General features: G+C 68.9%; 13 protein-coding genes. 6 read left to right on the top strand and 7 right to left on the bottom strand.

All coding sequences use genetic code 11. The features are described 5' to 3' along the window. Positions 1-110: 110 nt before the first annotated feature. Complete coding sequence (locus H0264_RS22410; RefSeq protein WP_181579351.1) at positions 111-437, top strand: ArsR/SmtB family transcription factor; 327 nt, start codon at positions 111-113, stop codon at positions 435-437. Next, complete coding sequence (locus tag H0264_RS22405) at positions 437-1,141, top strand: cation efflux transmembrane domain-containing protein (RefSeq protein WP_181579350.1); 705 nt, start codon at positions 437-439, stop codon at positions 1,139-1,141. The genes H0264_RS22410 and H0264_RS22405 overlap by 1 nt, the downstream gene beginning before the upstream one ends. Positions 1,142-1,166: 25 nt before the next feature. On the opposite strand, the gene H0264_RS22400 is transcribed toward H0264_RS22405, so the two are convergent. Then, positions 1,167-1,841 (bottom strand): ArsR/SmtB family transcription factor, encoded by a 675-nt coding sequence (locus H0264_RS22400; RefSeq protein ID WP_181579349.1) that lies wholly within the window; start codon positions 1,839-1,841, stop codon positions 1,167-1,169. Positions 1,842-1,978: 137 nt separating this feature from the next. Here H0264_RS22400 and H0264_RS22395 point away from each other — a divergent pair, with 137 nt between their 5' ends. From H0264_RS22395 to H0264_RS22385, 3 genes are all read left to right on the top strand, one after another. Beyond that, entirely contained in the window at positions 1,979-3,349 is a 1,371-nt protein-coding gene (locus H0264_RS22395) for an MBL fold metallo-hydrolase (RefSeq protein WP_181579348.1), read from the top strand. Continuing rightward, positions 3,346-4,611 (top strand): MFS transporter, encoded by a 1,266-nt coding sequence (locus H0264_RS22390; protein WP_181579347.1) that lies wholly within the window; start codon positions 3,346-3,348, stop codon positions 4,609-4,611. Before H0264_RS22395 ends, H0264_RS22390 begins: the two co-directional genes overlap by 4 nt. Before the next feature lie 112 nt (positions 4,612-4,723). Continuing rightward, positions 4,724-5,893, top strand: coding sequence for a hypothetical protein (locus H0264_RS22385; protein WP_181579346.1), 1,170 nt, complete (start codon positions 4,724-4,726; stop codon positions 5,891-5,893). Positions 5,894-5,985: 92 nt separating this feature from the next. Here the strand turns inward: H0264_RS22385 and H0264_RS22380 are convergent, their stop codons facing one another. The 3 genes from H0264_RS22380 to H0264_RS22370 are packed head-to-tail and all read right to left on the bottom strand — an operon-like array spanning position 5,986 to position 8,364. After that, a complete protein-coding gene (locus tag H0264_RS22380; RefSeq protein ID WP_181579345.1) occupies positions 5,986-6,540 on the bottom strand; it encodes an OsmC family protein in 555 nt (184 codons plus the stop codon). Then, positions 6,537-7,397, bottom strand: coding sequence for an NAD(P)-dependent oxidoreductase (locus H0264_RS22375; protein ID WP_276514506.1), 861 nt, complete (start codon positions 7,395-7,397; stop codon positions 6,537-6,539). Before H0264_RS22375 ends, H0264_RS22380 begins: the two co-directional genes overlap by 4 nt. Before the next feature lie 16 nt (positions 7,398-7,413). Beyond that, positions 7,414-8,364 carry an MBL fold metallo-hydrolase gene (locus H0264_RS22370; RefSeq protein ID WP_181579343.1) on the bottom strand — a complete coding sequence of 317 codons (951 nt, stop codon included), beginning with the start codon at positions 8,362-8,364 and terminating at the stop codon, positions 7,414-7,416. Positions 8,365-8,470: 106 nt separating this feature from the next. Here H0264_RS22370 and H0264_RS22365 point away from each other — a divergent pair, with 106 nt between their 5' ends. Beyond that, complete coding sequence (locus H0264_RS22365; protein WP_181579342.1) at positions 8,471-8,944, top strand: MarR family winged helix-turn-helix transcriptional regulator; 474 nt, start codon at positions 8,471-8,473, stop codon at positions 8,942-8,944. Between the two features lie 205 nt (positions 8,945-9,149). On the opposite strand, the gene H0264_RS22360 is transcribed toward H0264_RS22365, so the two are convergent. The 3 genes from H0264_RS22360 to H0264_RS22350 are packed head-to-tail and all read right to left on the bottom strand — an operon-like array spanning position 9,150 to position 12,500. Then, entirely contained in the window at positions 9,150-10,322 is a 1,173-nt protein-coding gene (locus H0264_RS22360; protein WP_181579341.1) for an ABC transporter permease, read from the bottom strand. After that, the gene (locus H0264_RS22355; protein WP_181579340.1) at positions 10,319-11,488 is read right to left on the bottom strand and encodes an ABC transporter permease; all 1,170 of its coding nucleotides are present in this window, start codon (positions 11,486-11,488) and stop codon (positions 10,319-10,321) included. The genes H0264_RS22360 and H0264_RS22355 overlap by 4 nt, the downstream gene beginning before the upstream one ends. A 10-nt stretch (positions 11,489-11,498) precedes the next feature. Beyond that, positions 11,499-12,500, bottom strand: coding sequence for an ABC transporter ATP-binding protein (locus H0264_RS22350; protein ID WP_220139814.1), 1,002 nt, complete (start codon positions 12,498-12,500; stop codon positions 11,499-11,501). Positions 12,501-12,639: the final 139 nt, after the last annotated feature.

Below are 12,639 nucleotides of genomic sequence, written 5' to 3'. Positions count from 1 at the left end.
GCTTCACCTTCGAGACGAACGGCGGACGGCCGGATTCGACACATTCTCGGAACGGATTCGCCGAACGGTACAGAATTCTCTGAATACAGTTTCTGATGTACCGTCACGGTGTGGACACCTTGCTGCACCGTGACGCACTGGCCCGCTTCGGCCATGCCCTCTCGGACCCGACTCGCACTCAGATTCTGCTGAGCCTGCGACATGCCCCGGGTTACCCGTCGGATCTCGCCGAGCAGATCGGCGTCTCGCGGCAGATCCTGTCGAATCATCTTGCGTGCCTGCGCGGTTGCGGGCTGGTGGTGGCGGTGCCCGAGGGCCGGCGCTCGCGCTACGAGCTGGCCGATGCCCGGATCGGGCGGGCCCTCGATGATCTGACCGGGCTGGTGCTGGCCGTGGATCCGGCGTGCTGCCCGGACTCCTCGCAGGGGTGCTGCTGATGTCGCGGTCATCGAGTGTGCCGTCACTGTCCGCAGCGGTCACGCCACAGCGAAAAGCGCTGCTGGCGCGGCGGATTCGATGGTTGGTCGCGGCAACCATCACCTACAACGTCATCGAGGCGATCATCGCGCTCAGCGAGGGCGCCCGTGTTTCTTCCACCGCGCTGATCGGGTTCGGCCTGGACTCGGTGATCGAAGTGTCCTCCGCGGCAGCGGTCGCGTGGCAGTTCGCCGGCCGTGATCCCGAGCAACGGGAGAAGGCCGCGCTGCGGATGATCGCGTTCTCCTTCTTCGCGCTGGCCGCCTACGTCACCGTCGATTCCGTGCGCGGCCTGCTCGGCGGCGGTGAAGCGCGGCATTCGCCGATCGGGATCGCCTTGGCCGCGGCCAGTCTGGCGGTGATGCCCGTGCTGTCGTGGGCGCAGCGCCGCGCCGGACGTGAACTCGGATCCGCTTCCGCTGTCGCCGATTCCAAGCAGACCCTGCTGTGCACCTACCTGTCGGCGGTGCTGCTGGCCGGGCTGCTGTTCAACAGCATGTTCGGCTGGTCGTGGGCCGACCCGATCGCCGCGCTCGTCATTGCCGGTATCGCTGTCAAAGAAGGCATGAACGCGTGGCGCGGCGACCCCTGCTGCCCGTCTCCAGCCGTTCTCGGCGCCGCCGGCACGACGCTCGAGCACGAGTGCGCCTGCTGCGACCACTGAACCGCCTCGGGGCAATACGAAATGACTACATCGAGACGGCTGCGTCGACAGGCAGATCCGCCAGCCGCCATTCGAGCATGCCGTCGTGCAGGCGGATCGCGCGGCGACCACGCTCGGTGAGCAACCGGACCGCGTCATAGGCCAGCACGCAGTATTCGCCGCGGCAGTACACGACGATCTCGGTGTCGGCAGGCAGTTCGTCGATCCGCTCGGCCAGCTCCTCGACGGGGATGCTCACCGCGCCCGGAATATGCCCGGCCGCGAACTCCGGGGCGGGGCGCACATCCAGGACGAGGACCTCATCGGCGGCGGCGCGGGCGAGCAGATCCTCGCGGGTCATCTCCCGGCCGTCACCGGAGCCGAGATAGCGTTCGCGGGCCGGCGTCACGGACTCCTGATGTGTTTCGGCGACCTTGCGCAGCAAGGCGAAAAGCTGTGCGACGTCCTCCCCGGCGAGGCGATAGTGGATGCGCACGCCGTCCCGGCGAGCGGTGACGAACCCGGCGTGCTTGAGCGTCTGCAGATGCGCCGAAGCGGTCGTCAGATTCAATCCGGCGGCTGCCGCGAGGGCTTCCACGGTGCGCTCGCCCTGGGCCAGCAGGTCCAGCAATTCCAGTCGTTTGCCATTGGCCAGGGCCTTGCCGCTGGCCGCGAACGCCTCGTACAGCGCCGCCTTTCGTGCGCGCTTGTCACCGCCCATCGACTTCTCCCATCGTCCGGGGAAAGCCTATCGCGCTCTTCGCGACAGCCTCTACCTTGCTCTTCCAGGGAACCATGGAATAGGGTACCTCAATATTCCACACTTTTATGGAATAAGGTCTACTCAGGAGTGCCGCGATGCCGACCGACTTCACCCTCGTTCCCGTCATCGACGAGGGGCTGGGGAACTCGACCTATCTACTGGACCTGGGTGACGGCCGGGCCCTGGTGCTCGACCCCGAACGCGATCTGCGGCAGGTGCGCGAGCAAGCGCGCCGGCGCGGGCTGCGGATCGCCTACGCCGTCGAGACGCACATGCACGCGGACTTCATCTCCGGCGTGCGCGAACTGGCGGAAACCGAAGGCGCACAGGTCATCGCGCCCGAGGTCGGGCCGCGCGGATTCGACGTCACCGGACTCAGCGACGGGGATACGCTCGCCCTCGGCGCGCTCTCCCTGCAAGCCCTGGCCACGCCCGGACACTCCCCCGAGCACCTGTCCTATCTGCTGCTGGACCAGGATCGGCTGCTGGGCGTATTCACCGGCGGATCGCTGATGGTGGGCACCGCCGGACGCACCGACCTGGTGCGCCCCGATCAGACGATTCCCTTGGCGCGGGCGCAGTTTCATTCGCTGCGGCGGCTCATGGAGCTGCCCGATGAGACACCGGTGTGGCCGACGCACGGTGCGGGCTCGTTCTGCTCGTCGGCGGCCGGCGGGGAACGGGTGAGCACCATCGGACAGGAGCGCGCCACCAACCCGCTGCTCCAACTCGAGACCGAGGACGCCTTCGTCGCCGCGCTACTCGCCTCGATGGGCACCTTCCCGGACTATTTTCTGCGCTTGGCGGAGGTCAATCACAGGGGCCCGGCCGTACTCGGCGCCACACCGGCCCTCGCCCCGCTCACCGCCGCCGAGGTCACCGCACTGATGTCCGACGGAGCCCAGGTGGTGGACGTGCGAACCGCCGCCGACTTCGCCGCCGGGCACATACCCGGTGCGCTGTCGATCACGCTGCGCCCGGTGTTCGCGACCTGGCTCGGCTGGCTGGCGGATCCGAACCGGCCCGTCGTCATCGTCCGCGGCGCCGGCCAGGACGCCGGCGACATCGTCTGGGAGGCAGCCAAAGTCGGCTTCGACGCCCTCGCGGGCGAGCTGTCCGGCGGAATGCCGTCCTGGCCACGGCCGACCGGCACCACCCTGGTGAATCCTGCTGCCGCCGCACAGCTCTCGCCGCAGTCGGCGCGCATCGTGCTGGACGTCCGCCAGCACGGCGAGTTCACCACCGGACACGTCCCCGGCGCGCGCAATATCGAACTCGGCGCACTCACCGAGCAGCTGATCGAGCTGCCCGCCGGCCCCGTGCTGGTCATGTGCGGCCACGGCGAGCGCGCCATGACCGCCGCGAGCATCCTGGAACACCACGGCCGCACCGGAATTCAGGTCCTCGATGGTGGCGCGGGCGACTACACGCGCGCCATCGGGCAGGAACTGCGGGCCGGATCATGAGCCTGCGCGGCACTATGCGCACCCCGGTATTGGGATTGCGGGAGAACGCCTCTCAGTTCGCCTTGCTCGTGGCGGTCAACGCACTGGTCGGCGGCATGGTCGGCCAGCAGCAGACCGTCCTGCCGCTACTCGCCGAATCCGGTTTCGGCCTCACCGGTTACACCGTCATCTTCACCTACGTGGCGGCCTTCGGAATCACCAAGGCCATCGCCAACTACTTCGCCGGGACCTTCTCCGACCGCTACGGCCGCAAACCGGTGCTGCTGGCCGGCTGGCTGTTCGCCGTGCCCGTGCCGTTGCTGCTCATCGCCGCGCCGAACTGGTGGTGGGTGGTGGCCGCGAACATGCTGCTGGGCATCAATCAGGGCCTCACCTGGTCGACCACCGTGGTCATGAAGATCGACCTGGTCGGACCCGCACGCCGCGGCCTGGCCATGGGACTCAACGAGGCCGCCGGCTACGGAGCCGTCGCGATCAGCTCACTGCTCGCCGGCTTCCTCGCCGAACACTACGGGCTGCGCCCCGCGCCGTTCCTGCTCGGCCTCGCCTATACCGCACTGGCCCTGGCGATTTCCGGAATCTTCGTGCACGAGACCCGGGGCCACGCACAGCTCGAGGCGACCCGGCACACCCCGCGCGCCGACGGACTGCACGACCATCTGCATGCCGGGCTGACCGACCGCCAGATCGCCGTGCAAACCAGCGTCGCGGAACCCGCCCTGTCCTCGGCCAGCCTCGCCGGTCTGGTGAACAACCTCAACTTCGGTCTGTCGTGGGGGCTGTTCCCGCTCCTGTTCGCCACCGCCGACCTCGACATCGGCCAGATCGGGCTGCTGTTCGCGCTCTACCCCGGAGTCTGGGGCGCAGGACAATTGGTCACCGGAGCGCTGTCGGACCGCATCGGCCGCAAACACCTCATCACCACCGGCATGGCCGTCCAAGCCGCCGCCCTGGCTCTGATCGCCGCCTCCCACAGCTTTCCCGGCTGGGCGGCGGGCACCATCCTGCTCGGCGCGGGCACGGCCATGGTCTACCCGACCCTGCTCGCGGTGATCGGCGATGTGGCCCATCCGATCTGGCGCGGCCGCGCCGTCGGCGTCTACCGCGTCTGGCGCGACCTCGGCTACGCCGTCGGCGCGATTCTCGGCGGCATCGTCGCCGATCTGCTCGGCCTGCACGCGGCGGTGTGGGCGGCCGGCGCCGTCAGCGCCGCCACCGCGCTCGCCGTCGGCCTACGGATGTATGAGACCCATCGCCGGTGAGAGGCGTTGGACAAGAACAGAACTGAGCTGAGCGGCCGCCTCTCGGTATACTGGGAGACGGCTAGCCAGGACCGGCCCTGCAGGGTGATCACTTCCTCGCAAGGAGTTCCCCATGCCCATTCCTGGCGCCGGGCTCGTGTCCCGGCTGCTGTCCACGGATGCCGCGAAGTTCCAGCCGACCGAAATCGACTCGTCCTTCACCAGTTTCACCCTCGACGACCGCGTGGACGCCTTCACCGAACACGTCGCCGAGCTGGCCGACAAGATCCCCACGGCGAATCACGCACCCATGGCGGAGGTGATGGCCGAGGTCAACCACAGCGCCCGGCCGACCTCACGCAACCTGCCGACGAGCGACTCGATCGGATTCCTGTGGAACAAGCAGGACAGCCGCGGGACGACGTGGATTCCGCAGGGGCTCACCGGATCCTGGGACGCGGACGCCGACGGCACGTTCGGCGAGCATCGAATCATCGCCGCGAGCTGGTACGACGACAAGGGTCATCACGGCGTGAATCGCGGCAGCCGCGTGACCTTCGTCAACTACGACAACCCCGACAAACCCGAGTACCGGCATGTCCTGCTGGTCGTCCCCGACCGCGAGGGCGGCTTTCACGCGGCGGTGTCGCACGCCGGCGGTCTCGCGTGGATCGGCTACAAGCTGTATGTCGCCGACACCAACGCGATTCGCGTTTTCGACCTGCACCACATCTGGCGCACCGAACCCGATCCCACGCAGCGGGTGATCGGGATGAAGGGCAAGAAGGCATTCGCCGCGGACTACCGGTTCGCGATTCCGCAGCTCGGCTACTACCGGCCCCCGCTGGTCACCCAGCCGCTGCGCGTCTCGTGCGTCAGCCTCGACCGCACCACCTCACCGAACACCCTCGTCACCGCCGAATACCAGAAGGACCGCGACGGCGTGTCCTCGACGCGCCCGGCCGAGGCCCGCATCGTGCGCTGGAACCTACGCGAGAACGACACGCTGGAGTCCTCCGGCACGTCGGTGCGCTCCAGCGCGGCGTTCGTGACATCGCGCGCCAATATCAACGGGGCGATCACCCATGACGGCGAATTCGTGCTGACCACCAGCGAATTCGACCGCAAACCCGGCTGGATCCATCGCGCCGAGCTCGGAAAAACGAAGCGGTACACCAAGATCCGGCTGGGTGGCCCCGAAGATCTGACCTACCGGCCGCAGGACCGACGGATGTGGACGCTGACCGAGTACGACAAGCGGCGCGCGGTCTTCGGCATCCCGTTCGCGTCGATCGGCCGGTAGCCCGGCAGCTGAACCGCCGTCCGTCCAGCTCGTCACCACCGGCCGCACCGGCCGCAGCGACCGCAGCGGCACGCGCCGCGCCCGACCCGCGATCAGCCGCGCCGCCACACCGTTTCCACCGCAACGGGATTCACCAGGGTGTCGCGGATGACCGACCGTCGTTGCAGCACCTCCACGAGCTCGTCCAGCTCGGCGTCGGTCGAGTCCGGGGCGTCGAGCGCCACCGCGACGCGGATGACGCCGATGCCCGGCCGGGCGTTCGGGTCCACCGCCAGGAATCCGGCCAGGTCGAGGTCGGCTTCCAGATCCAGATGCACTCCGTGCAGGGCGATTCCGCGCAGGGCGGCATTGCTCGCCAAGGTCACGGTGTAGCAGCCCGCCAGCGCCTGCAGCACGTATTCCACCGGGGAGACGGCGGTATCGGTGCCGAGCACCTCGGCGGGCTCGTCGGCGGCCAGGGTGAAGCGCCCGGCGCGGCCGGTGTCGAGTTCACCGGCGTGGGTGAGCGCGCCGACCTGGGAGCGCAGCCGGAAACCGCCGTACCAGTCACCGTCCACCCGGAAGGTGAAGCGGCCCTTGACCGGATCGTGGCGGACGGCGTCGGCGGTGGCGCGCAGGGCGTCGGGGTCGATATCGGCGACGGTCATCGGCGAGCTCCTTCGATGAGCCGGAAGCGCGGCAGCGCGGTCCGGTGGGTGGTCAGGTCGTAGAACACCGGGTCGGGATCGCCCTCGGCTGCGGCCCACAGGCGGCGTCGCCCGGCCGCGGAGATCGGCAGCAGATCTTCGCCGCCCGCTTCCAGCAGGGTGTCGAAGTCTTCTGCGGAATCACGCAGGGCCCTGGGGTTTTCGCGATCCAGCGCCCGGTTCACCACCGCGGCCATCGGGCCGCGAGCGAGCAAGTTGATCACCGTGGTGTAGTCGGCTTCCAAGAAATCGGCCAGGTCGAGGGCCTCGCGCAGGCCGGCTTCGGCGGCCATCACCACCACATTGGTGATGAGTTTGCAGGCCACGCCCGCGCCGAGCGGGCCGACGCGGACCACTTCACCGAATTCGGCGAGGATCGGCTCGGCCACCGTGACCGCCTCGTCGCCACCCCCGAGCAGGATGGTGAGCGCAGCTTCGGCCGCGTACCGCACGCCACCGACGAGGGTGGCGTCCGCGAGGTGGGTGCCGTTCGGCATGGCAGTCGAGATCAGTTGCAGCGCAGCGGGAGTGGTGGTCGACAGCACAGCCAGCACCGCGCCCGGACGTAGCGCGGACAGGATGCCGTTCGGCCCCAGGTGCGCGGCCGGGATGTCGGCGGACATGACCGCGCTGATCACCAGGTCGGCGTCGCGCGCCGCGTCGGCGGGATCGGCCGATCCGATCGCTCCCTGCGCAACCAGGTCGGCCATCCGCTCCGGCACCAGGTCGTAGACCCGGACGGAGTGCCCCGCCCGCAGCAAGTGCGGGACCATGCGTGATCCCATATCACCCAGTCCGACGAAACCGATTGTCGCCATTGACTTCTCCGTTCCGTCAGGCCGACCGGGCTTCGGTGTACGCGCAGGGGATATTGACGTCGAAGTGCAGCCACTGAAACAGCGGGTAGCCGACGTCGAACTCGGTCATGGGCACGGCCTGCTTGGTTTCCTCCAGGCTCAGACCCCGAGCGACGGCAGCCTGCACGCGTTCGACCAGCTGCTCGGTGTACTCGACGAAGAACCGCATGCCCTCCTTGTCGGTGACCCGGCCGTGGCCGGGCACGATGCGGGTGCCCTCGGGCAGCCAGTCGAAGATCTTGCGCAGCGTGCGCGCCGGACGCTCCGCCACACCGTCGAGAAGCCAAGGGATGGCGGGTTTTTCACTGATGAACGCATTGCCCGCATAGATCGCCCCGGCCTGCGGATCGTGGTACCACAGGTCACCCGGTGTCTGCCCCTGCCCGAGGTCGAGCACATCGACGAACTTGCCGCCACCGAGATTGACGGTGAGCTTGCCGCCCGGCGGCACCAGCAGATCCGCCGGCCGATAACGCACCTCCTCGATCCCCTTGCCCAGATCGAACCAGCCGATCTGCGCCTGCTTGCGCGGCTCGATGCCCGTTTCCTCGATGGCTCGAAACGCGTTCTCGTGCTGAATGATTCGCGCGTTCTCCGGCATGACGTAGTTGCCGAAGAAGTGGTCTCCATGATCGGAGGTGATGCCCACGAACCGGATCGGCCTGTCGGTGGCCGCGGCCACCAGATCCAGCACCTGCCGCGCCAGCTCGGCGGTCATCATGGATTCGATCACCAGCACCGCGTCCGCGCCGACAATGAATCCACCCGAGGTGGCCTGCGGAATCCCCAGCGCCGTCTGCTCATCGGCCGTATCGGCCACCACCGCGTACGCCCCGGACCCGAGATCCTGCGCGACCATCCGCACCTTGTCGGCGTCCCAGATCGGCACCGGCCACGGCACATTCCTGTCGACTGTGTAACCGTCCATTGCACTCGTCCTCTCGATAGGGATCGAGCAAGCTTGCAGTTATCTGACTAGTCAGACACTGACGGTACAGATACTGACTGGTACCGACAAGTGATAGTGTTCACACATGGACGCATCCGACCTGCTCAGCGACCCGAAAATCACTCTCATGGGCCTGTTCGTGGAGGCTTACACCGAAGTGATGCGGGAGATCTCCGCCCAGGAACGCGCCCACGACCTATCCGTCGCCGAGTTCGACGTCCTACTCCGCCTCGGCCGCTCCCCCGGCAGCAAACTCCGAATCACCGACCTGGTCACGCAAACCGGACTCACCTCGGGCGGCATGACCCGCCTCATCGACCGCCTCGACAAACGCGGCCTCGTCGAACGCGTCACCGACCCCACCGACCGCCGCGTCGTCCTGGCCCACCTCACCCCCGCCGGCGCCGCCAAGAACGCCACCGTCATCCCCGGCCACCTGGCCATCATCGAGCGCACGCTCATGCACCCCCTCACCCCCACCGAGCGCACCAACCTCGAACACGCCCTGCGCAAGATCCGCGACCACGCCCTCGAATCCAGGCCGAACTCGGAGAAATAGGATCGACGGCAACCGCGATGTGCCGAGTCTGCGCCGTCGGCATCGCTGCGCGGCAGTGGAATCCGGCCACCAGCACACTGACCAAAGTCACTCGCCTCGGATACCCGGCCGCCCGGTCGCGGCCTCGTTCTCCGGGCTGCGGCGCCGGCGCCCTCGAACCGGAATCGGGCGTCGAATAGGCTGTGCACCAGTGCCTTCCGGGAGATCAGCCGCCGAAGGAGCGGCGCAGCCGACGGGCGGACAGGGTGAACAGGGCCAGCGCCATCAGCAGCAGTGCGCCGAGCTCGGGGAGGATGTCGGTGATACCGCCGCCGCGGCGGACGAGGTCGGCGTAACCGTCCAGCGCCCAGGCGTGCGGGGTCAGGTGGGCGGCGACTCGTAGTGCGGGACCGAAGAATTCGAGGGGCATCATGGCGCCGCCGAGGGCGGCCACACCGAGCCCGAGCAGCAGGCCGATGGCGACCGACTGCTGCACGGTGCGCGACAGCACGCCCAGCAGCATCCCGGCCGCGGCGGCGGTGAGGGAGAACGCCAGCATGAGGGCCGTCGCGGCCACCGGCTCGCCCCAGTGCACACCGAAGATCACGGCGGAGCCCAGCACGATGAATACGCCCTGGACGACCGCGACGCCGAAACGGCCCAGCGCGGAACCGAAGACGATCACCCAGGCCGGGTTGGCGGTGGCCAGTATGCGGCGGCCGACCCCGAGGCGGCGGGTGTCGATCAGCGCGGTGGCGGTGGTCAGCGAGGTGACGAAGACGAACAGCAGCAACTCCTGGGAGGCGCCGACATCGAAGCGCCCCAGTCCTTCCGGGCGTACGGCCGTGCCCGCGGAGCGGGCGGTGACAGTGACGTCCGGCAGTTGCCGGGCGGTGGTGTCCGCCGCGTCGACCGCCGTGCCGAAATCGGCCCCGGTTTCGGCCACCGCGAAGCGGGCGGCACGCAGCAGGCCCGACTCGTGACCGGCCGCCGCGGACACCACCGCCTTGACCTGCTGACCCGCCGGACCGGGCCGCGCGATATAGCGCACTGCGGCCGTATCGCCGGTCGAGCTCACCGCGGCGTCGTAATCGGACGGAATGATCACCGCCGCTTCGAGTTCGCCACGTTCGACCCTCGTCACGGCCTCGGCTTCGGTGTCCGCGCGCAGGACGCCGATGCCGTCGGCGGCGGTGATCCGCTCCGCCAGACGCTGCGAGTACGGCCCGGAGCCGGCCACGACCAGCCCGACTCGCGGTTCGTATCCCCCGCCGTAGGCCAGGCCGAGCACGAGAATGAGCAGCATCGGGAAAGCGAACACGAAGAAGTAGTTGCTGCGCTGCCGGAAGGTGCGGCGCAGATCGGTGCTCGCGATGGCAAGGGACGCGGTGAGTTTCACGGTTGCAGCTCCCGCCCCAGTCGCACGGCCGCGAACCCGCCCGCGATCACCGCGAACGCCGACAGCGCCAGCACCGACGGCAGCACATCCCAGCGCTCACCGCCGGCCAGGTCACCGAATCCGCGCAGCAGCCAGGCGTGCGGCGACATCAGGCTCAGGGTGACCAGGGGCCCGCCGACCTGAGCGATCGGGAAGAACACCCCGCCGAGCAAGCCCAGCAGCACCGCGACCACCGCGCCGGCACTGCCCGCCGCATCGGCGGTACGCGCGTAGGAGGCCACGACGGCGGTAATGGCCGTGGCGCACAGCACCCCGGCGAAAACCAGTGCCGCCACACCGATCCCGTCACCCCAGTGCGCGCCCAGCAGCAGGGTCGTCGCCACCACCAGCACCGCCATGCTGACCATGCCGAGGACCACGCTGGTGGCCAGTTTTCCGATCAGGATGGCGCCTCGCGAGATCGGCGCGGCCAGCAACCGCGGCAGCGTCCCGTCCGCCCGTTCGTCCAGCAGCGAGGTGACCCCGAACTGCACGGTGAAGAAGAGGAAGAACACCGCCATGGCGACCGCCGAATAGGTGGTGGCGTCGAGCACCCTGGTGGCCGAGGTGGTGTCGGCGAGCGCGGCCGGAGCCGCGGTGGCCGATACGCGCAGCGCGGCCTCCGCCGCCTCCTGCGGGGTCGGCGGTCGCTGCCCGGCCGCGACGCCGATCGCGATCCGAATCGATTGCAGCTCAGTCGTATACGCCTCGGCCAGGGCTCGGGCCACGGCCGCCCCGGTGGGTGCGTCCGCGTGGCCGATCACCTCGATGCCGGTGGGTTCGCCCGCGCCCACCGCGCCGCCGAAGCCGGCGGGCAGCACGAAGGCGGCGTCGATCTCACCGTCCGTGGCCAGGCGTTCGGCTTCGGCGACCGAATCGACGCGGCGCACGGTGAGCACCCCGTCGGTCTCCAGCCGCGACAGCATGTCGGTGAAGGCCGTCGCCGCCGGCCGCCGGTCCAGATCGGCGACAGCGTAGGCGAACGGGCCCGGTGTCGCCGCCGATCCGGTGATCAGGTCGAATATCCCGGCCAGTGCCAGCGGCAGGACGAGCGCGAGCATGATGGCCGACCGATCCCGCAGCCGCTGCCGCACATCCTTGCCGAGCAGATACCAGACCACCCGCATTGTGAACTCCTCAGTCCCGCAGGGTTTTTCCGGTGAGATGCAGGAAGACCGCTTCCAGGTCGGGCTCGTGCACAGTGACCGAACGCACCGCAGCGCCCGCGTCCGCCGCCACGGCCAGCAGGCCCGGCAAGGCGGTGCGCGCGTCATCGACGAACAGGTCGATGCCCGTGCCCGTGGCGACGGCCCGCACGACGGTGGGCTCGCGGCCGAGCGCGTCGACCGCGCGCCCCGGGACGCCGGCCACGGCCAACCGCACCAGATCGTGTTCGCCGACCAGGCGGGTCAATTCACGCGGGGTGCCTTCGGCGATCATGCGGCCGCCGTCGAGGATGCCGACGCGATCACAGAGCCGTTCGGCCTCCTCCATATAGTGCGTGGTGTAGAGAACGGACATGCCTTCGCCGGACAGTGCCGTGACGCCGGCGAGAATCGCGTTGCGGCTCTGTGGATCCACTCCGACGGTGGGTTCGTCGAGGATGAGCAGCCGGGGCCGGTGCAACAGGCCGGCCGCGATGTTCAACCGGCGTTTCATTCCGCCGGACAGGGTCGACACGGCCGCGTCGGCGCGGTCGGCGAGCCCGACGGTCTCCAGCACCTGCGCGGTCCGTGTCCGGATCTCGCGGCGCGACATCCCGTACAGTCCAGCGAAGAAGGCCAGGTTCTCGCGGGCCGACAGGTCCGGGTACAGCGCCAATTCCTGTGGCACGTAACCGATATCCGATTTCACCGCGACGGCGCGCGGTGTCATGGGCCGCCCGGCCACGGTGATGTCGCCCGCGTCGGCGGCGAGGATTCCGGCGACCATGGAGATCACGGTGGTCTTCCCGGCTCCGTTCGGGCCGAGCAGACCATAGGTTTCCCCGGGCGCGATCTCGAAGGACAGGCGATCCACCGCCACCACCTCACCGAATCGCCGGGTCAGCTCGCGGCAGCGCAGTGCCGGGTCGGGCACCGCGTCCGGCGCGACCGGATACACTGCCACCGCCGGACCGGCAGTTCGCTTGTCGGACACCGTAATACCTCCTGACGCCCAGGATGCGGCGTGCGGTCGGTCCGCGAAAGTGACTTCAGCAGTCGATATTGATGCCTTCGGACCTGCTCGGCCCGTTCGGCGGCGGGTTCCGGCTTCCTCGTCGCCGCGATCGTCTGCG

Origin of the sequence: Nocardia huaxiensis, assembly GCF_013744875.1 — a bacterium.
GTDB lineage: Bacteria > Actinomycetota > Actinomycetes > Mycobacteriales > Mycobacteriaceae > Nocardia > Nocardia huaxiensis.
This window is presented reverse-complemented; position numbering and strand designations above follow the sequence as displayed.